General features: G+C 73.1%; 18 protein-coding genes. 9 read left to right on the plus strand and 9 right to left on the minus strand.

All coding sequences use genetic code 11. The annotated features are described in order from the left end of the window. Positions 1-39: 39 nt before the first annotated feature. Entirely contained in the window at positions 40-1,479 is a 1,440-nt protein-coding gene (locus tag ACF1A5_RS19915; protein ID WP_392194174.1) for a trehalose-6-phosphate synthase, read from the plus strand. Positions 1,480-1,763: 284 nt separating this feature from the next. Here the strand turns inward: ACF1A5_RS19915 and otsB are convergent, their stop codons facing one another. The 3 genes from otsB to ACF1A5_RS19930 form a co-directional block, all read right to left on the minus strand. Then, complete coding sequence (gene otsB, locus ACF1A5_RS19920) at positions 1,764-2,645, minus strand: trehalose-phosphatase (protein ID WP_392194175.1); 882 nt, start codon at positions 2,643-2,645, stop codon at positions 1,764-1,766. A gap of 71 nt (positions 2,646-2,716) precedes the next feature. After that, positions 2,717-2,956, minus strand: a complete 240-nt coding sequence (locus ACF1A5_RS19925; RefSeq protein WP_392194176.1) for a DUF3263 domain-containing protein — start codon at positions 2,954-2,956, stop codon at positions 2,717-2,719. Between the two features lie 237 nt (positions 2,957-3,193). After that, positions 3,194-4,441, minus strand: a complete 1,248-nt coding sequence (locus ACF1A5_RS19930) for an extracellular solute-binding protein (RefSeq protein ID WP_392194177.1) — start codon at positions 4,439-4,441, stop codon at positions 3,194-3,196. Positions 4,442-4,621: 180 nt separating this feature from the next. Here ACF1A5_RS19930 and ACF1A5_RS19935 point away from each other — a divergent pair, with 180 nt between their 5' ends. The 3 genes from ACF1A5_RS19935 (at position 4,622) to ACF1A5_RS19945 (ending at position 7,765) form a co-directional block, all read left to right on the plus strand. Further along, positions 4,622-5,569: an ROK family protein gene (locus ACF1A5_RS19935; protein WP_392194178.1), complete on the plus strand. Its 948-nt coding sequence runs from the start codon at positions 4,622-4,624 to the stop codon at positions 5,567-5,569. Continuing rightward, a complete protein-coding gene (gene nagA / locus ACF1A5_RS19940) occupies positions 5,569-6,714 on the plus strand; it encodes an N-acetylglucosamine-6-phosphate deacetylase (protein WP_392194179.1) in 1,146 nt (381 codons plus the stop codon). Before ACF1A5_RS19935 ends, nagA begins: the two co-directional genes overlap by 1 nt. 121 nt (positions 6,715-6,835) lie before the next feature. Continuing rightward, a complete protein-coding gene (locus tag ACF1A5_RS19945) occupies positions 6,836-7,765 on the plus strand; it encodes a 1-phosphofructokinase family hexose kinase (RefSeq protein ID WP_392194180.1) in 930 nt (309 codons plus the stop codon). Positions 7,766-7,768: 3 nt separating this feature from the next. On the opposite strand, the gene ACF1A5_RS19950 is transcribed toward ACF1A5_RS19945, so the two are convergent. Next, complete coding sequence (locus tag ACF1A5_RS19950; protein ID WP_392194181.1) at positions 7,769-8,698, minus strand: carbohydrate-binding protein; 930 nt, start codon at positions 8,696-8,698, stop codon at positions 7,769-7,771. 118 nt (positions 8,699-8,816) lie between these two features. Continuing rightward, complete coding sequence (cdgB, locus tag ACF1A5_RS19955; RefSeq protein ID WP_392194182.1) at positions 8,817-10,472, minus strand: diguanylate cyclase CdgB; 1,656 nt, start codon at positions 10,470-10,472, stop codon at positions 8,817-8,819. 471 nt (positions 10,473-10,943) lie between these two features. On the opposite strand from cdgB, the gene ACF1A5_RS19960 reads away from it, so the two are divergent. Further along, the gene (locus tag ACF1A5_RS19960; protein WP_392194304.1) at positions 10,944-11,435 is read left to right on the plus strand and encodes a flavin reductase family protein; all 492 of its coding nucleotides are present in this window, start codon (positions 10,944-10,946) and stop codon (positions 11,433-11,435) included. Between the two features lie 34 nt (positions 11,436-11,469). Here the strand turns inward: ACF1A5_RS19960 and arfB are convergent, their stop codons facing one another. Beyond that, positions 11,470-11,907: an alternative ribosome rescue aminoacyl-tRNA hydrolase ArfB gene (gene arfB, locus ACF1A5_RS19965; RefSeq protein ID WP_392194183.1), complete on the minus strand. Its 438-nt coding sequence runs from the start codon at positions 11,905-11,907 to the stop codon at positions 11,470-11,472. Positions 11,908-12,071: 164 nt separating this feature from the next. On the opposite strand from arfB, the gene ACF1A5_RS19970 reads away from it, so the two are divergent. Together ACF1A5_RS19970 and ACF1A5_RS19975 are read left to right on the plus strand one after the other, a co-directional pair. Further along, complete coding sequence (locus tag ACF1A5_RS19970; RefSeq protein WP_190017470.1) at positions 12,072-12,647, plus strand: TerD family protein; 576 nt, start codon at positions 12,072-12,074, stop codon at positions 12,645-12,647. A 111-nt stretch (positions 12,648-12,758) separates the two neighbouring features. After that, positions 12,759-13,274 (plus strand): GNAT family N-acetyltransferase, encoded by a 516-nt coding sequence (locus ACF1A5_RS19975; protein ID WP_392194184.1) that lies wholly within the window; start codon positions 12,759-12,761, stop codon positions 13,272-13,274. An 81-nt stretch (positions 13,275-13,355) separates the two neighbouring features. On the opposite strand, the gene ACF1A5_RS19980 is transcribed toward ACF1A5_RS19975, so the two are convergent. Continuing rightward, entirely contained in the window at positions 13,356-14,774 is a 1,419-nt protein-coding gene (locus tag ACF1A5_RS19980; RefSeq protein ID WP_392194185.1) for a M1 family metallopeptidase, read from the minus strand. A 39-nt stretch (positions 14,775-14,813) separates the two neighbouring features. On the opposite strand from ACF1A5_RS19980, the gene ACF1A5_RS19985 reads away from it, so the two are divergent. Together ACF1A5_RS19985 and ACF1A5_RS19990 are read left to right on the plus strand one after the other, a co-directional pair. Beyond that, positions 14,814-15,314 carry a hypothetical protein gene (locus tag ACF1A5_RS19985; RefSeq protein WP_392194186.1) on the plus strand — a complete coding sequence of 167 codons (501 nt, stop codon included), beginning with the start codon at positions 14,814-14,816 and terminating at the stop codon, positions 15,312-15,314. Between the two features lie 70 nt (positions 15,315-15,384). After that, positions 15,385-15,840: a hypothetical protein gene (locus ACF1A5_RS19990; RefSeq protein ID WP_392194187.1), complete on the plus strand. Its 456-nt coding sequence runs from the start codon at positions 15,385-15,387 to the stop codon at positions 15,838-15,840. A 24-nt stretch (positions 15,841-15,864) separates the two neighbouring features. Here the strand turns inward: ACF1A5_RS19990 and ACF1A5_RS19995 are convergent, their stop codons facing one another. After that, positions 15,865-16,590, minus strand: coding sequence for a pentapeptide repeat-containing protein (locus ACF1A5_RS19995; protein ID WP_392194188.1), 726 nt, complete (start codon positions 16,588-16,590; stop codon positions 15,865-15,867). Positions 16,591-16,831: 241 nt separating this feature from the next. Further along, positions 16,832-19,465: a glycosyl hydrolase gene (locus tag ACF1A5_RS20000; protein WP_392194189.1), complete on the minus strand. Its 2,634-nt coding sequence runs from the start codon at positions 19,463-19,465 to the stop codon at positions 16,832-16,834. Positions 19,466-19,467 lie beyond the last annotated feature (2 nt).

Raw genomic sequence — 19,467 nt, forward strand, 5'->3', positions numbered from 1 at the left:
TACGTTTGAGCGTTTGGGGGCCGGGCTAGGTTGAGGCGTATGGCTTCTACGCACGGTGCCGAGGTGCTGGTCGCGTCCAATCGCGGCCCGGTTTCGTACGAGCTGCGCGAGGACGGTTCGCTGCAGGCCCGACGCGGAGGCGGAGGGCTGGTGTCCGGGTTGTCGGCTATCGGGCCGGAGGCGGGCGCGGTGTGGGTGTGCGCCGCGCTCGGCGACGCCGACCGGGAGGCGGCCCGCCGCTTCGAGGGAGGCCGCAGGCTGCCGTCCGACGCGACCGGCGGGCAGCAGGTCCGGATGCTCGACATCGACGCGGCGGTCTTCGCGGACGCCTACAACGGCATCGCGAACTCGGTGCTGTGGTTCGTCCACCACATGCTCTACCAGACGCCGCTGGAGCCGGTCTTCGACGCGGAGTTCCGCCGGCAGTGGGCGTCCTACGAGGCGTACAACCTGGCCTTCGCCGAGGCGCTGGCGGAGGAGGCCGCCGAGGGGGCGGCCGTGGTGGTGCAGGACTACCACCTGACGCTGGTCCCGGGGATGCTGCGTGACTTCCGGCCGGACGTGCGGATCGGCCATTTCTCGCACACGCCGTGGGCGCCGGTGGACTACTTCCGGATGCTGCCCGACGACGTCGCCGAGCAGGTGCTGCGCGGAATGCTCGGCGCGGACCGCCTCGGCTTCCTCACCCGGCGGTGGGCGGACGCGTTCACCGGCTGCTGCGAGGCGCTCGTCGACGGGCTCGGCGGCACCCGGGTCGGGGTGCACGGTCTCGGCGCGGACGCCGAGTTCCTGCGGGAGCGGGCGCACCGCGCCGATGTCGACGAGCGGATGGCGGCACTGCGCGAGGAGATCGGCACGGCTCCCGACGGGGCCCCGCGGCGCACCGTCGTGCGCGTGGACCGCACCGAGCTGTCGAAGAACATCGTGCGGGGGCTGCTGGCCTACGAACAGCTGCTCGAGGACCGCCCCGAGTGGCAGGAGCGGGTGACGCACCTCGCCTTCGCCTACCCCTCGCGGCAGGACCTCGCCGTCTACCGGGACTACACCGCCGAGGTCCAGCGGGTGGCCCAGGAGATCAACGACCGGTTCGGCACGCCCGGGTGGACCCCGGTCGTGCTGCACGTCCGGGACGACTTCGCGCGCTCGCTCGCCGCGTACCGGCTCGCCGACGTGGCCCTGGTGAACCCCATCCGGGACGGCATGAACCTGGTCGCCAAGGAGGTGCCCGTCGTCTCCGACGCCGGGTGCGCGCTGGTGCTCTCCCGGGAGGCGGGGGCGTACGCGGAGCTCGGCGAGGACGCGGTCGTCGTCAACCCCTACGACGTGACCGGCACGGCCCGGGCCCTGCACGAGGCCCTGACCATGCCGGCGCACGAGCGGGCGGAGCGCTCCAAGCGGCTGGCGGCGGCGGCCACCGCGCTGCCACCCGCCCAGTGGTTCCTGGACCAGCTGACCGAGCTGAACGGCCGACCGGACTGAACCGGGGCGGCGGGCGGCCGCCCGGGCTGAACGGCCGCCCGCGCTGCACGCCCGTTCTTGGGCCGAACAACCACCGGGACTGGACGGCCGACCCAGGCTGGGCGGCCGACCCAGGCCGGACGGCCGCCGAGGCCGGCAGCCAGGCCTGAAGGCCCCACCGGGCCGAACGCCCGCCGGCAGCCGAACAGCCACCGGGCTGAACGGCCGGCAGGGGCTGGGGACGACCGCCGGGCCGACCGGAGGACCGGGCCGACCGCGCCGAGAGCCGGACCGGTGCCGGAGACTCAGTCCAGCTTCTCCGCCAGCTCCCGCAGCAGGGCCACCACCCCGGCCGGGCCGTCCACCACCAGGTCGGCCCGCTCCGCCAGTTCCGTCACCTCGCTGCTGCCGCTGCACACCAGCAGGCCCGGCACGCCGTCGGAGCGGAGCTTGTCGACCGTGGCGAAGGCCGGCAGGTCGCCCAGGTCGTCACCGGCGTAGAGGACCGAGGTGGCGGCGACGTCACGGACGTAGTCTAGGAGGGCTACGCCCTTGTCCATGCCCGGCGGGCGCAGCTCCAGGACCATGCGGCCGGGCTCCACGATCAGGCCGTGCCGGGCGGCGAGGTCGGTGAGCGGTTCGCGGAGCAGTTCCAAGGCTGCCTGCGGGTCCTCGGCTCGGCGGGTGTGCACGGCGACGGACCGCCCCTTCTCCTCCACCCGGGTGCCGTGCCCGGCGCCGACGCGGTCGAGGAGCCCCGGCAGTTCGGCGCGGACGGCGGCGACGCCGGGGTGCGGGGGCGGGGCGGTGACGGTGCCGGTGGCCGCCTCCCAGCGCTCGGCGCCGTAGTGGCCGAGGACGACGAGGTGCTCCAGGCCGGGTACGCCCGCGAAGCCGCCGTGCCGCACGGCGACGTCGGCCGGACGGCCGGTGACCACCGCCACGGCGGCCACCTTCGGGGCGAGCGCGGCGATGGCGGGCACCGCCTCCGGGTGCGCCCGGGCCTGGTCCGGGTCCGGCACGATCGGCGCGAGCGTGCCGTCGAAGTCGAGTGCGATCACCGCGCTCCGGGGCCGCGCGAGGATCGCGGCGAGCCCGTCCCGTCCGGCCTGCGTGGCGGGCGTCGGCAGGGAGGGGGTGGGGTCGGGGGTGGTCGAGTCTGCTGCGTGACTGTCCTGGCTGCCCATACGGCGAACCTATCCACGTGGGGCCGGACGCACTCCTCGCCGCCCCGGTCCCGGCCGGTCCCGCCCCGCTCTCAGCGCTCGCCGCGGCGGGCCTGCCGCACCCGGCGCAGGCGATTCACCGTGACCGGGTCGTGGGCCAGGGCGCGGGTGTCGTCGAGGAGGGCGTTGAGGAGCTGGTAGTAGCGGACGGGGGACAGGCCCAGCTCCTCGCGGATGGCCCGCTCCTTGGCGCCGGGTCCGGGGAACCCGCGCCGCTCCAGGGCGAGGATGTCCCGCTCCCGCCGGCCGAGCGCGTCCTGGTCGTCGTCCATACCGGCACGGTAACCGCCGCCACCGACAACGAGGCTCCCCCCGCCCGCTCGCCCCGCGGCCTCGGGAACGCGGGCAAGCTGCCCCACTCAGCCCGTCCGGCTTTCGAGGACGAGGCCGTTCAGGCCGACAGGGGGCCCGGGGGCGCAGCCCCCGGAGCGACGCCCGCCCAACCGCACCAGGCACCAGGCGTCCGGCTCCGGGCACCCGGCGTCCCACCACCCGCCCCCGGCCGGGGGCTACCGCTCCGCACTCTCCGCCGAGGACGCCCGCGCCTGCAGCCCGCCGAGCACCCCGGCGGGGCTCCCACCCGGGGTGACCGCCTCGCCGATGCGCCGCTTGACGTCCGCGCTGACCTGGGCCCAGGAGGTGTTCCCGACCGGGTAGAGCTGAGCGAGCGGGAGCTCCTCCAGGAAGGGCCGGAGCTTGGCGTCCGCCTCGGACGCGGCCATCGCCTCCGAGGCGGAGGTGGTCACCGGCAGCAGGCCGTAGCGGCGGGAGAAGTCGAGGACGTTCCCGCGGCTGTAGACGAAGTCGAGGAAGTCGCCGATCTCGTCGCGGTGGCCGTTCTTCTTGAAGGCCATCATCCAGTCGGCGACGCCCATGGTGGCCTTGGCCGCGCCTTCGCGCCCCGGCATCGGCACCATGCCGAACTTCACACCCTTCCTCGCCGCCTGCTGCATCAGCGTGGGGTGGCCGTCGAGCATCCCGACCTGGCCGTCGGCGAAGGCGGCGAACGCGTCCGCGCGGTTGAGCCTGCCCGGGGCGACCGGTCCGGTCAGGTCCTTGCCGACGAGTTCGTCCTTGAGCCAGTCGAAGGTCTGGACGTTCTGCGCCGAGTCGATGGTGTAGGTGCCGATGTCGTCGGTGTAGCCGGTGCTGCCGCCGCTGAGCATCCACTGCATGGTCTCGGCCTGTGCCTCCTCCGGGCCGAGCGGCAGCGCGTACGGGTACTTCACGCCCTCGGCCTTCAGCGCCCGGGCGTCGGCCGCGAGCTCGTCCCACGTCCGCGGCGGGGTGAGCCCGGCCTTGGCGAAGAGGGTCTTGTTGTAGAAGAGGACGCGGGTGGAGGCCGCGAACGGGATGCCGTACTGCACGTGCCGCAGTTCCCCGGCGTCGGAGAGCTGGCCGATGAGGTCGGCCTGGACGGGGATGGAGAGCACGTCGTCGGCCTTGTAGAGCAGGTTGTCGGCCGCGTAGTCGGCGTACGCGCCGATCTGTGCCAGGTCGGGGGCGTGGCCCGCGGCGACCATCTCCTTGACCTTGCGGTCGACGTCGTTCCAGGAGTAGACGCTGACCTCGACCTTCACGTCCGGGTGCCGCGCCTCGTAGTCCTTGACCAGCCGGTCCCAGTACTTCTGCGAGCCGTTGGCCGCCGAGTCGCCGTAGTCGGCGGCGACGAGTCTGAGGGTGACGTCGGAGGAGCCGGTGCTCCCGCAACCGCCGGGGACCGCCGTCATGCCCAGCGCGGACACCACCGCGATCATTCCTGTCCTACGCCGCTGCACTGCCTGTTCCGCCCCAACCACTGTCGCCCGCCGAACGCGAACGCACATAAACCGAACTCGTGTGCTCGCAAGGCGAAACCTTTCGAATCGTCAGCCATAAGGTCTACACCACGCGAGTGGACTAGACCTCTTCCGGGTAAAAGGGTCACACTGTCCCCCGTGAGACACGTCATCGCCCTCGATGTGGGCGGCACCGGCATGAAGGCCGCCCTGGTGGCGGCCGACGGCGGCCTGTTGCACCAGGCGCGCCGGGCGACCGGCCGGGAGCACGGGCCCGACGCGGTGGTCGAGGAGATTCTGGGCTTCGCCGCCGAGCTGCGCGCCCTGGGCGCGGAGCGCTTCGGCGAGCCCGCCCGCGCCGCCGGCGTCGCCGTGCCCGGCATCGTCGACCCGGAGCACGGCATCGCCGTCTACGCGGCCAACCTGGGCTGGCGCGACGTCCCGCTGCGCGCGCTGCTCGGCGAGCGGCTGGCGGGCGTCCCCGTCGCCCTCGGCCACGACGTGCGCACCGGCGGGCTCGCCGAGGGCCGGATCGGCGCGGGCCGGGGCACCGACCGGTTCCTCTTCGTCCCGCTGGGCACCGGGATCGCCGGGGCCATCGGCATCGAGGGCCGGGTGGAGGCGGGCGCCCACGGCTTCGCGGGCGAGATCGGGCACATCGTCGTACGGCCCGGGGGCACCCTCTGTCCGTGCGGACAGCGCGGCTGTCTGGAGCGGTTCGCCTCCGCGGCCGCGGTCGGCCAGGCGTGGGCCGCGGCCTGCGGGGACCCGGGCGCGGACGCGGCGGACTGCGCGAAGGCCGTCGAGTCCGGGGACCCGCGGGCGCGGGCGGTCTGGCAGGAGGCCGTGGACGCGCTGGCCGACGGGCTGGTCACCGCGCTCACCCTACTGGACCCGCGCACGCTGATCATCGGTGGCGGGCTCGCCGAGGCGGGGGAGACCCTGTTCGCGCCCCTCCGGGAGGCCGTCCGGCGGCGCGTCACCTTCCAGAAGCTGCCCGCCGTCGTTCCCGCGGCCCTCGGGGACACCGCCGGCTGCCTGGGCGCGGGCCTCCTCGCCTGGGATCTCCTGAACACCCCCACGACTTCTGCGGAGGTAACCGCCTGATGGCCCCTAGCAAGGTTCTCGCCGGTGCCCGGGTGGTCCTGCCCGGCGGAGTCGTGGACGACGGCCGCCTGGTCGTCGAGGGCACCCGGATCGCCGAGGCCGCGCCCACGGGCGCGCCGGTCCTCGACCTGCGGGGCCACTGGCTGGTCCCCGGCTTCGTCGACCTGCACAACCACGGGGGCGGCGGCGCGTCCTTCACCTCCGGGACCGTCGACGAGGTCCTCCACGGCATCCGCACCCACCGCCGGCACGGCACGACCACGCTGGTCGCCTCCACCGTCACCGGCGAGATGGACCTCCTCGTCCAGCGGGCCGGGCTGCTGTCCGAGCTGGCCGAGCAGGGCGACCTCGCCGGGATCCACTTCGAGGGGCCGTTCATCTCGCCGTGCCGCAAGGGCGCGCACTCCGAGGAGCTGCTGCGCGACCCGGACCCGGCGGAGGTGCGCAAGCTGGTCGACGCCGGACGCGGCCAGGCCCGGATGATGACCCTGGCCGCCGAGCTGCCCGGTGGCCTCGACTCGGTACGGCTGCTCGCCGAGCACGGGGTGATCGCGGCGATCGGGCACACCGACGCGACCTACGAGCAGACGGTGCGGGCGATCGACGCGGGGGCGACCGTGGCCACCCACCTGTTCAACGCCATGCCCGCCCTGGGCCACCGCTCCCCCGGACCGATCGCCGCCCTGCTGGAGGACGAGCGGGTCACCGTCGAGCTGATCAACGACGGCACGCATCTGCACCCGGCCGCTCTTGAACTGGCGTTCCATCACGCGGGCGCCCGGCGGGTCGCGTTCATCACCGACGCGATGGACGCGGCCGGCTTCGGCGACGGCCGCTATCTGCTCGGCCCGCTGGAGGTCGAGGTCGCCGACGGGGTGGCACGGCTGGTGGAGGGGGGCTCGATCGCGGGTTCGACGCTGACTCTGGACCGGGCCTTCAAGCGGGCGGTGACGGTCGACCGGCTGCCGGTGCCGGACGTGGTGGCCGCGCTGTCGGCCAACCCGGCCCGGCTGCTCGGCCTGGCCGACCGGGTGGGCTCGCTGGAGCCCGGCAAGGACGCGGACCTGGTGCTGCTGGACGCGGAGTTCGACCTCAAGGGGGTCATGCGGCGCGGCGAATGGGTGGTCGATCCCCAACTGGGTTGATGCGTCCGGCCGTACGGCGGCGGTGGCCGGTCGGGGGGCTGGGCCCGCCGCCGTCCGTTTGGCATGATCGAACCTCCGGAACGTCGCACCAGGCGCCTGCACTCGGGGGAGGTACGGCCACGTGATCCTCACGGTCACGCTGAACACCGCTCTCGACATCACCTATCGGGTGCCGTCGTTGCGGCCGCACACCGCGCACCGGGTGTCCGAGGTGGTGGAGCGGCCCGGCGGCAAGGGACTGAACGTGGCCCGGGTGCTGGCCGCCCTCGGCCACGAGGTGACGGTCACCGGCTTCGCGGGCGGCGCCACCGGGCGTGTCGTGCGTGACCGGCTCGCCGGGGTGCCGGGCGTGGCGGACGCGCTGGTCCCGGTGGCCGGGGCGACCCGGCGGACCGTGGCGGTCGTGGACCAGCGGACCGGCGACACCACCCAGCTCAACGAACCCGGGCCGCTCGTCGCGCCCGCCGAGTGGGCCGCCTTCGAGAACGTGTACGAGGAGCTGCTCGGCTCGGTCGCGGCGGTGGCGCTGTGCGGCAGCCTGCCGCCGGGGGTGCCGGTGGGCGCGTACGCCGGACTGGTGCGCACCGCGCGCGCCGCGGGCGTGCCCGTGCTGCTGGACACCAGCGGGGAGCCGCTGCGCCGGGCGGTGGCCGCGCGCCCCGACATCATCAAGCCGAACGCGGACGAGCTGGCCGAACTCACGGGTGCGCACGAGCCGTTGCGCGCCGCCCAGGACGCCCGCCGGCGCGGTGCCCGCGCGGTCGTGGCCTCCCTGGGCGCCGACGGCCTCCTCGCCCACACGCCCGAGGGCCACTGGCGGGCCACTCCCCCGGCCCGCGTCCGGGGCAACCCCACGGGCGCCGGCGACTCGGCGGTCGCGGGGCTGCTGTCCGGCCTGGCCGAGCGCCTCCCCTGGCCGAGCCGCCTGGCCCGCGCCGCCGCCCTGGCCACGGCCACGGTCCTCGCCCCGGCGGCGGGCGAGTTCGACCGCGCGACGTACGAGGAGCTCGTGGACCGGGTGTCGGTGACGGGCGGGGTCAGCGCGGCGTGAGGGTCACTTGACCCAGCCCTTGACCAGCCAGAACTGGTCCAGGTTGGCGTCGCACTGATTGCCCTGCTCGCACGAGACCTTGATCGTGTTGGTGCCCTTGTTGAGCTGGACCCAGTTGAACGTCTTGGTCCACCCCTTCTCGTAGTCGCCCGCCGGGGCGCCCGCCCAGTTCTTGAGCTTCACGGGCGTGCTCGACGGGGTGCCGTTGAGGGTGAGGGTGGCGGTGCCGTCCGTGCCGGGGACGCCGTAGCCGACGAAGAGGGTGTACTTGCCGTCGGCGGGGATGCCGTTGACGGTCCAGGTGACCGAGGCGCCGACCTGGTTGAAGCCGCCCACGTAGACCCCGCCGTCCGCCTTGGCGCCCTTGACGTCCGACGCGGTGGTGGCGCCACCGCCCAGCAGCAGCGCCTTGGCGTCGATCTTGGGGAGTTCGCCGTCCTCGGCCACGCTGCTGGTGGCCGAGGGTGCCGTGGTCGGGTGCTGGGAGGCCGTGGGGGCGGTGCTCGCCCCGGCGTCGTCCTTCTTGTCGTCCGAGGAGTCGCCGAGCATCGCGATGCTGATGCCGATCACCACCGCGGCGACCACCGCGACGGCGCCGATCAGCAGCCCCTTGGTGTTCGGGCCCCGGCCGCGGCCGCCGCCCTGGCCCTGCCGGCCGGTCGTGGGGGCGCCGCCCGGAAGGGTCTCCGGCGCCGCGTAGTGGGCGTTCGGCTGGGTGTGGGTGCCCTGCTGCGGCACCTGGCCGTAGGACGTCGTGGGGGCCTGCTGGCCGTACTGCCGCTGGCCGACCGCGCGGACCCGGCTGACCGAGTTCGGGTAGCCGTAGCCGCCGGACGGCGGCTGGGCCCCGTTGGCCTGGCCATCGGCGTACAGGTAGCCGAACGGGTCGTCGTTGTCCTCGGGCGTGCTCGCGCCGTTGTTGCCGGGCGTCATCCCTTGGTACTCCTCAACAGGTGCGGGTCGGATGCGGGACGTGGTGAGAGTGGCGAGCCTACCCGTTCCACGGGCACCAAACGGGTGACTCCCACCGCATCAGCAAGCTGACCTGCGATCATCCGGCCCGACGATGTTGTTTGGGACGAGATCGTTTCTCGACGTACATCCGTTCGTCAGCGGATTTCAACACTTCGTCCGCCGTCATTCCACAGTGTGCCCATCCGATGCCGAAACTGGCCCCTACCCGCACCGCGCGTCCCTCGGCCCGGATCGGCTGGATGATCTCGTTGCGCAGCCGTACGGCGAGGTCCTGGGCGTCGGCGCGGCCGAGGCCGTTGGCGAGGATGACGAACTCGTCCCCGCCGAGCCGGGCCACCGTGTCGCCGTCGCGCACACCGTTGCTGAGCCGCCGGGCCACCTCGATGAGGACGGCGTCGCCCGCGTTGTGCCCGAACCGGTCGTTGATCGACTTGAAGCCGTCGAGGTCGCAGAAGAGGACCGCGAGCCCCTTGGCGCCGTCGTCCCGGTCGTCCTCGGGGGCGATGGTGTGCACATGGTGGTCGTAGGTGTCGTACGGGGATACGTCCGGCTGGAAGTCGAAGCCGTGGCCGCCGACGTCGTACGCCGGGTGCCCGTAGGCCGCGTCCAGTGAGTCGAGCTCCGCGTGCGCCGACTGGGGGCGCCGGCACAGCCGGGCGGAGAGGCGGGCGCGCAGCTCCGCGGAGTTCGGCAGGCCGGTGAGGGAGTCGTGGGAGGCGCGGTGGGCGAGGTGGAGCTCGCGGCGCTTGCGGTCCTCGATGTCCTCGACGTGGGTGAGCAGGAAGCGCGGGCCGTCGGCGGCGTCGGCCACCACGGAGTTGCGCAGGGACACCCAGACGTAGGTGCCGTCGCGGCGGCCCAGGCGCAGCTCGGCGCGGCCGCCCTCGGCGGAGGTGCGCAGCAGGGTGCCTATGTCCTCGGGGTGGACGAGGTCGGAGAAGGAGTAGCGGCGCATGGCGGAGGCCGGGCGGCCCAGCAGGCGGCACAGGGCGTCGTTGGTGCGCAGGATGCGGCCGTGCTGCTCGCCGCCCATCTCGGCGATGGCCATGCCGGAGGGGGCGTACTCGAAGGCCTGGCGGAAGCTCTCCTCGCTGGCGCGCAGGGCCTGCTGCTCGCGCTCCAGGCGGACCAGGGCGCGCTGCATGTTGGCGCGCAGCCGGGCATTGCTGATCGCGATGGCGGCCTGGAAGGCGTACATCTGGAGCGCCTCGCGCCCCCAGGCGCCGGGCCGCCGGCCGTTGCGCGGCCGGTCCACCGAGAGCACGCCGAGCAGCTCGCCGCGCCGACCGTCCGGCGCGCCGGGGGTCCACATGGGCGCGAAGAGCCGGTCGGAGGGGTGCCACTCGTCCTCGAAGCGGGGGGCGGGCCCGTCGGTGTACCACTGCGGGACGTCGTCGTCGTCGAGGACCCAGCCCTCGGTGTGCGGGATGAAGACGAGGTCGTCCCAGTGCTCGCCCATGCCCAGCCGGCGCTCCCAGGAGTCGCGGGAGCCGACACGGCCGGTGATGAGCGCCTCGGCGGCGGAGTTCCCGGCGAAGGCGGCGACGACGAGATCGCCGTCGGGGCGTACGAGGTTCACGCACGCCAGCTCGTAGCCGAGGCCGTTCACCACGCCGTCGGCGACGGTCTGCAGCGTGTCCGCCAGGCTGCGCGCGGTGTTCATGTCCGCCATGACCTGATGCAGTTGTCGCAGGGTCGCAAGGCGGACGTACGGCTCCGACTCGGTCTCCATGCTCGCCCTCCCCCCGAGACCTCGCAGCGAATCCAGGGTTCTCATCGGCGTCGTCTGTGCAGCGTCCCCGCCACTGAATCACAGCGTGAAGCCCACTCGGTACACAGGGTCAACAATTCACGGCCCTTGTGACTCAAGTCACAGACAAACTTGAACAATTGAGTGGAGATTCCGCGCTTTCCCCGCGCATTTACCGATCGCAAATGGTGTGGATGTGTGGACATGATGCACGAGAAGGACTCGTGACACGCCCGGAACGGGGGGAGAGCGGTCCGCCGCTGGTCCTAGGACCGGGCTCGGGCGGAGGCCCGATGCGGCCCGTGCGGGCCGGTGGTTAGCGTTTCGTGTGTGCTGAACTCTTCTTCCCCGCCCGCCTCCCCCGTCCGGCTCTCCCCCGCCGTCCCGGCCCCCGCCGTCCCGGCCGCCGGCGGGCATCCTGAGGGGGTGACCAACGACGAGTTCCGCGCCGCGATGTCCCGGCTGGCCGCGGGCGTGGTCCTGGTGACCGCGCAGGAGCCGCCGCTCGACGCGGACGACCCGGGGGCGCCCGCCGGCGAGGACGTGGGCATGACGGCGACGGCGTTCCTGTCGGTGTCCCTGGACCCGCCGCTGGCCATGGTCAGCCTGCGCGCGGGTTCCCGCATGGACGACCTGCTCGCCGAGCAGCCGCTGTGGGCGGTGTCCGTGCTGGCGGAGAGCCAGCGTCACATCGCCGGCCGCTTCGCCATGAGGGGACGCATCAGCGACCGCCTGCTCTTCGAGGACATCCCCTACGTCCGCGGCGAGGTGTCCGGCGCCCCGCTGGTGGGCGGCGCCCTGGCCACCCTGGAACTGCGCACCGAGCAGCGGGTGACGGCCGGGGACCACACCCTGGTGATAGGCCGCGTCCTGACCGCCCGGGTCCCGAGCGCGGACGGCGGCCCGCTGCTGTACTTCCGGGGCCGCTACCGGCACCTGGGCTGATCCGGGCGGCGCCCGCCGCCGGCCAGGAGCTGTCCTACGTCCAGTTGCGGCCGGAGCGGCCCTGCTTCCTCTCCGAGCGCTGCTTCTTCTCCCGCAGCCGGCGCTCGTTGATCCCGCGCGGGATCCGGGTCGGCCGGCGCGGCCTGGGCGGGGGCGCGGTCGCCTCGGCGAGGAGCGCCGCCAGCCGTACGGCGGCGGCCTCGCGGTTGCGCCACTGGGAGCGGTGCTCGGAGGCGCGGACGCTGACCACGCCGTCGACGAGCCGTCCGGCCAGGCGCTCCAGCGCCCGCTCCTTCCACACGTCGGGAAGGGCCTCGGTCCGCGCCAGGTCGAAGCGCAGTTCCACCTGGGAGTCGCTGGTGTTCACATGCTGTCCGCCGGGACCCGACGAGCGCGAGAAACGCCACATCAGCTCGGCCTCGGGAAGCGAGACGGAGCCGCGGACGACATAGGGACCGGACATGTCCTCCATGTTCCCGGGTCCGTCCGGTCCACGTCATCCGGATTTCGCGGGGCGCGTCCGCCGAGATGCGTAAAAAAGGTAAAGAGATCCGGAACCCCGGGGACCCCGCTCGGCGTTCCTAAGGGTGGCGGTAGCTTCGTCCGCACACGTAACGAGGGAAGGGACTCCCAACAATGGCTGTAAGCCTGTCCAAGGGCGGCAATGTCTCGCTCACCAAGGAAGCTCCGGGCCTGACCGCCGTCACCGTGGGCCTCGGCTGGGACGTCCGCACCACCACCGGCACGGACTTCGACCTCGACGCCTCCGCGATCGCCGTGAACCCGCAGGGCAAGGTGTACTCGGACGGTCACTTCGTCTTCTTCAACAACAAGCAGACCCCGGACAACTCCATCGTCCACACCGGCGACAACCGCACCGGCGAGGGCGCCGGCGACGACGAGGCGATCAACGTCAACCTCGCCGCGCTCCCGGCCGACATCGAGAAGGTCGTCTTCCCGGTCTCCATCTACGACGCCGAGAACCGCGGCCAGAACTTCGGCCAGGTCCGCAACGCCTACATCCGCATCGTGAACCAGGCAGGCGGCGCCGAGATCGCGCGCTACGACCTGTCGGAGGACGCGGCGACCGAGACCGCCATGATCTTCGGCGAGCTCTACCGCAACGGCGCGGAGTGGAAGTTCCGCGCGGTCGGCCAGGGTTACGCCTCGGGCCTGGTCGGCATCGCCCAGGACTTCGGCGTCAACGTCTGACGGACACCGCACCGCGCCCGGACCCCGGCTGCCTCGCGCGGCCGGGGTCCGCGCATGTCCCGTGCGCCCTCTATCCCCGGCGCCGATGCCGGTCCGCGATACCTTGCCCAGGTGATCCTCGAGCCCCTTCGCGTCGCCCCCGACCGAGACCTGCCGGGCGAGCTGCTGACCGAACTCACCGCGCTCTACGCGTCCAACCGCGCCTTCCACGCCCTCAGCGGGGACTTCCCCGACCCGGACCACATCCGCCCGGAGCAGGTGGCGACCGAGCTGGCCGACGAGTTGGCCAACCCGGACGTGGAGGTGCTGCTCGCCCGCAGCGAGGGCCGGCTGGTCGGCGTCGCCATCACGCTCGCCCGTCACCCCGACCCGGCCGACCCGGACCCGTGGATCGGCCTGCTCATGGTGGACGCGTCCGCGCAGCGGCAGGGCCACGGGCGCCGGCTGGCCGGCCTGGTCGAGGAGCGCCTGCGCGCCGCGGGCCGCACCGCCGTACGCCTGGCCGTCCTCGAGAACAACCCCGGGGCCCTGGCCTTCTGGACCGCCCTCGGCTACACGGTCGTCGACCACCGTCGGGACCGCCGCCTCAACCGCCCGTGCGCGGTGCTGCGCAAGGAACTGCGGTGAGGCGGGAGCGTGGGGCGCGGTCCGGAACGGCGCGGCTCAGGGGCGCGCGGCCCGGGGCGGCGGGGCTCCGGGCGGCCCGTGTCAGGGGTGCGCCGGCTTTCCCTCGCCGTACAGCCAGTTCTTCCAGATGCCGCTGAAGTCGTCGTCCGGTGCCTTCTTCTCCACGTACGCGGTGAACTGCGCGGTGTCCGCGGTGCCGTGGCGGTGGGCGGCGGCCCAGCCCTGGACGATGTCGTAGAAGGTCTCGTCGCCGACCTTCTGCCGGATCTTCTGCAGCACCATCGCGCCGCGGATGTAGACGGGGCTGTCGGAGATGTGCGCGGCGTCGCTCGGCTTCGCGGGCGGGAACGCCCAGACCGCCTTGGTGTCGGCCTCGTCGTCGTAGTGGTCGCCGCGGTAGACGGAGTCGAAGGTCCGCTGGGCGCTGTCGCCGCCGTGGTCCTCCGCGTACAGCCACTCCGCGTAGGTGGCGAAACCCTCGTTGAGCCACATGTCCTGCCACGTCCTCGGGGTGACGGAGTCGCCGTACCACTGGTGGACGAGCTCGTGGACGAGCGTGGTCGTGTCGGGGGCGCCGGCGAAGACGGGGCGGTTCTGGGTCTCCAGGGCGTATCCGGCGTCACGGGGGCGGTCGACGATCGCGCCGGTGGAGGAGAAGGGGTACGGGCCGAAGTTGGTCTCCGCCCAGTCCATGATCTCGGGGATCTTCGCGAGCACCGCGCGGCTCGCCTTCACCTGGGTGGGGTCCACGGCCACGTACACCGGCAGGCCGTTCTCCAGAGTCGAGCGGGTCACGGTCCAGCGGCCGATCGCGACGGTGGCGAGGTAGGTCGCCATCGGCTCGGCGGTGTGCCAGTGGAAGGTGGTCCGGCCGCCACTGGTCGTCTCGCTCTTCAGCTCCCCGTCGGAGACGGCCCCCAGGCCCTTGGGCACGGTGACGGTGATGTCGTAGGCCGCCTTGTCGGACGGATGGTCGTTGCCGGGGAACCACGCCATCGACCCCGTGGGCTCGCCGAGCGCGAGCGCGCCGTCGGCGGTGCGCAGCCAGCCCTCCTTGGAGCCGTCGGGGTCGGTGAGGGTGCGCGGGGTGCCCGCGTAGCGGACCGTGGCGGTGAACGTCTCGCCCCGGTCCAGCCCGTCGTGCGGGCGGACGGTGAGCTCCTGGCCGGCACGGCTGAACAGGGCGGTCCGGCCCTCGACGGTGACCGAGCCGACCTCCGTACCCGCCAGATCGAGGTCGAAGGCGGACAGGTCCTTGGTCGCGCGGGCGGTGATCACCGCGGTGCCGGAGAGGCGGTGGCCCTTCGGGTCGTAGGCGAGGGTCAGGCCGTAGTGCGTGACGTCGTATCCGCCGTTGCCCGCCTTCGGGAAGTACGGGTCGCGCACGCCCGCGCCGCCGGGGGTGCCGTGCACACCGCCACCGCACGCGGTCAGCGCGAGGGCGAGCACGACGGAGGCGCCGGCGGCGGCCGTGCGGACAACGGGTGCGGATCGGGACACGTGCGTGATCCTATGCGGGGGCGTGACACCATCGCCTGTGTGCTCGACATCGGCTACGCCCTCTCCCCCCGCTTTCCCGACCCGCCGCAGACGGACTACCGGCGCGCGGACGTCCACGCGCTGCGCCACGACCTGTTCAGCGGGGACGTGTACCTCGCCGACACCAAGGCGGACCGGGAGCTGGCCACGGCGTGGGGATGGGTGCCGGTGCTGGACTTCGCGTGGGCACTGTGCGACATCGTGGAGCTGCTGGACCGGGACCCGGCCGGGTCCCGGGCGTCGCGGCCGCAGCGGGCGGAACTGGACTTCACGGAGTCGACCGACCGGATGCTGTTCGAGCGCCGCTTCGGCTGGGTGGACATCGAGGCCGACTGGATGCCGGCCGAGGAGCCCCCGCTGACCTTCTCCCACGCCGAACTGCGCCGGGAGGCCCGGGACTTCCTGCACGATCTGATCGCCGACCTGTGCGACATGCACGAGGACCTGGCGGAGAACCCGGCCGTCTGGGCCCTCCAGGCCCGCTTCCCCCGCCTGCCCTGAAACCTGCGGTTCCCCACGCTGCCCGAACCGGCCGCCCCGCCCCGGGCGCACCCCGGTACGATCAACCCTCGTGCCTGAGACCATCTCCCGCCATCAGCGTTCCGCCCAGGGCCACTTGAGCCCCGGTGAGCAGCTCCGCACCTACGCCGTCGTCATCCCCGCGAAGAGCGCCAAGGGCATGAAGATGCGCGTCCACGGGTTCGGGCGGCTCGGCGGGGAGCTCGGGGACTACCTGATGCAGAACGTCGGTGCACAGTCCGGCGGGCACGGAAGCGTCGCGGCCGGAGTGCCCGCCACCTCCGGCGCCCTGCTCCTGCGCGTCACCGACCAGCGCGTCGGACTGGTGCACCCGCTGGACGGCACCCCCGTGTGGGAGGTGCCCCGCGCCTGGGCGGCCCGGGTCGAGCGCCGCCCCCGGCTGCAGCTGATGGCCCGCTTCCGGCTGCACTTCGCCGACGGCTCCTGGCTCGCCCTGCTCACCATGCGCCGCCGGACGATCGAGCGGTTCCGGTCGGAGATCGGCTGAGAAGGCTCCGGGAGGGCGCTCCGCTCAGCCCTCCACGGCGATCCCCAGCTCCGCCGCCAGCAGCGGTGCCAGGTCCAGGAGCTGGGCCGGGCTGATCACCGCTCCGGCCAGCCGGTCCAACCCGCGCGTGATGTCCAGCGGCGCGGCGTCCCGCAGGTCCACGTCCCTGAGGACCGCCGCGGTGAGGTCCGCGCCCCTGAGCGCGCAGTCCACGAACTCGACCCGCTCCAGCCGGGCTCCACCGAAGTCCGGCTCGACGAGGACGCACCCCTCGAAGACGACGTCCCTGAGCCGCGCGTCGCGCAGGTTCAGACAGTCGATCTTGCCGCCCCGGATCCACACCCGTTCCAGGACCGCCCCGTGCAGCCGCACCCCGCCGAGGCGGGCGTCGACCAGCTCCACATCGCGCAGGGTCGACTCCGCGAGGTCGGTGCCGACGCCCCGGACGCCGGTGAGGACCGAGTCGAGGAAGCGAGCGTGGCGCAGCGACGTCTCGTCCAGGGCGCAGCCGGTCAGCGCGCAGTCCAGGAAGCGGGCGCCCGCGCCGTCCTGGCCGCCGAGATCGGCGTCCCGGAAGTCCAGTCCGTCGTAGTCCCCGTCCGGGGCCAGCGCGCCGCCGTCGTACGCCGCCAACGGAGGCAGCCGCACCTCCGGCCGCCGCGCCGCCTTCACCGCGGCCCCGCGGCCGCCGCCCGCACCGGTCCCGTTCGCACCCGCGCCACCGGCCCTGCCCGTCACTCGCCTCACCATGCGCCCATCCTGCACCCGGCCACTGACAGTCCCGCCGACCTGCGCGGACGACGCACAGAGATGCGCTACATCCCGATTCATGGTCTTCTGACCAGATGACCCTCACCCGAACAGGTGAGTCCGATTCCGTGCACCAAGGGCAGGCGGCCGAGGCGGTGCCGCCGGAGTCCGTGGCCTGAGGCCGGGGGGGAAGCCCGCGAGGGTGGGGAGGGGTCCCGGCCGGGGCCCCTCCCCGTGGGGATCAGCGCAGGCGCCGCGGGTCGACGGCCCAGATGCCGCGCCCGTGCGTGGCCGCGTACAGCAGGCCGTCGGGACCGGTCCGCAGCTGCAGCACCGCGGTGGTCGGCAGGTTCTCGCCCGCCACCTTCCAGCCGGCCGACCCCGGGGTGCGCACCAGCACGCCGAGGTCGGTGCCGAGGACGACCGTCCCGTCCTTCAGCAGCGCCGCCGCGTTCGCCGGCACGTCGGGCAGGTTGCCGGAGACGTCCTTCCAGGTCACGCCGCCGTCCCGGGTCTCGAACAGGTGGCCGTAGCCCGCGCCCGGGCCCTCCGTCCACTTGCGGGAGAAGCCGTTGACCGCGAGCAGGACGTGGTCGGCGTCCGCCGGGTCGATCGCCAGCCCGGACAGATAGCGGTTGGGCACCGTGCCGTCGGCCGGCAGGGTCAGCTGGTGCCAGCCGGTGCCGTCGGCGTTGCCGACCGCGATGCCCCGGGTGAAGCCCTGGTTGTTGCAGGGGCCGCACCAGGCCGCGTACACCCGGCCGCCGGAGGAGGCGACCGCCGTGGCCGTGTGGCCCGCGCCGAGGTCGAAGGCGCCGGTCCACTCACTGCCGCTGCGGATCGCCCAGCCCTTGGTGTTGATCCACACGTGCCGGCCGCCGGCGACCCAGGTGTCGCTGTCCTTGATGTCGGCGTTCAGCGGCGCGATGAAGCGGGCCTCGCCGGTGGCGCTGTCGGGCGGCGCGACGGAGTAAGAGGTCGCCTTGGCCGGGTCGGTGACCCAGCTCCCGTCGTTGACCGCGCAGTTCTGCGTCACCGACACCGCCAGGTAGACGTACTCCTCGGCGATGTTGCAGCCGTTGCGCGGGTCGGTGATCGTGTCGCCGCCGTCGCCGCCGAAGTTCGAGCCCATCACACGGTCGCCCGGGCGCAGGACCGACTGGCCGTTGTCCTGCAGCCCGCCGGTGACGGCGACGCCGCGGCCGTCGGTGCCGACGCCGACCGAGTAGTACTGCAGGACGTCCATGGTGCCGTCGTTCAGCGAGGTCCAGTCGGTGGCGTGGCCCTCGGCGTTCGCGCTGCCGTTCAGCGGGCGGCGGAAGGCGCCGCCGTCGTCACCGACGATCACGTACGGCTTGCCGTGGAAGCTGCCGGTCGTCACCGCGTGCTGGTCAGCGTGCACGGTGGACGGACAGTCGCCGGACTGCTTGGCCGGGTCGATGGACCAGCACTTGAAGCCGAAGTTCCAGTACGGTCCGGGCACCGTCCAGGACCTGCCGCCGTCCTTGGTCTCGAAGACCTCCTCCAGACCCGCGTACACGTGGTCGGGGTTCTTCGGGTCGACGGTGAGGAACTGGTTGTACCAGGCCTGGACGCCGGGCTGGTAGCCGTCGTAGGTGAGCGCCGAGCCGGAGTCCCGCAGCTGCTCGTAGCCCGCGATCTTCGTCCACGGGCCGGTCGGTGAGCCGGACTTGGAGACGAAGATGCCCTCCAGGCCGCTGTCGGGGTTGGTGTTCATCTGCTCGGGCGACTGATCGATGGCGTAGTACCGGGAGCCGTCCGCGCTGCGGGCGAAGGTGACGTTGCCGACGTTGTCGCTGTCGCTCGGCAGATCACCGAGCCCGGTCACCCGCTCCCAGCCGTGACTTCCCTTGGTGTAGAAGCCGTTGTAGGTGTCACCGCTGCGCCAGCCGACCGCGAGGACGACCTTCGAGGGGTCCTTCGGGTCGATCGCGATGTCGTTGGCGATGTTCTTGTACGGCGCGTTCGGGTCGGAGGCCTTCGAACCGCCCGGCAGATAATCCGGGTTGGGCGCGAACTCCTGCTTCCAGGGGCCCTTCAGCGTCCTGGTGGAGTGGCTCCACACCCCGCTCGTGGTGGCCGCCCACACCTTGTCGCCGCCGAAGCGCAGCGCGTGGATCGAGGTCGACTCCAGCTCGTCGCCGCCGACCCGGTCGCGTCGGCCGAACTCCCCGTGCCGGGGGTCGGCGAGGACGTAGACGCCGGTGCCGAGGAAGGAGGTGGCGCTGGTGTTGGCCTCACCCGTCGCGTACCAGAGGCGTCCGCGGCCGTCGAGTTGCAGGTCGCCCGTGGACAGCGCGGGCAGCCGGTCGGAGATCGCGCTCCAGTGGCCGCCGCCGGTCCGCGACCGGAAGACACCGCCGTTGGCCGAACCGGCGTACACATAGCCCCGGTTGTCGGCCGCCAGTCCGGTGACCCGGCCGGACACCCGGCCCGCGCCGCCGCTGGAGTTGGAGTTGATGTCGCGATAGCGGGGGTCGTCGCTGTCGTAGGGCAGCCGGGTGACGTCCCGCCATCTGCCGTCCGTGTGCGGCAGGTTCTTCAGCGCCGCGTAGGCCGCACCGTAGGCGCCGGGCGCGACGATGCCGGGCGAGGTGCGGGCCTCGGCGTACTGGTCGGCCTGTTCGGCGATCTCCTCGCCCTCGTTGCCCCCCTCGTCGTCGCCCTCCGTGGCGAGGGAGACCCGGCCCGGCTGCTGCTCGTTCAGCCAGGCCTGGTGGTGCTGCGCGCGGACGCCGAAGGGATCGACCCCGCGTCCCGCCGCCTGGGCCTGGGTGATGGTCAGACCCAGTGCGGCGGTGGTGACGAGAACCGCCGCGGTTCGTTTTCTGCTTCGCCGGCTTGTGGCCGCCATGA

This window comes from Streptomyces sp. NPDC014864, assembly GCF_043081525.1.
In the GTDB taxonomy this organism is placed as follows: Bacteria; Actinomycetota; Actinomycetes; order Streptomycetales; family Streptomycetaceae; genus Streptomyces.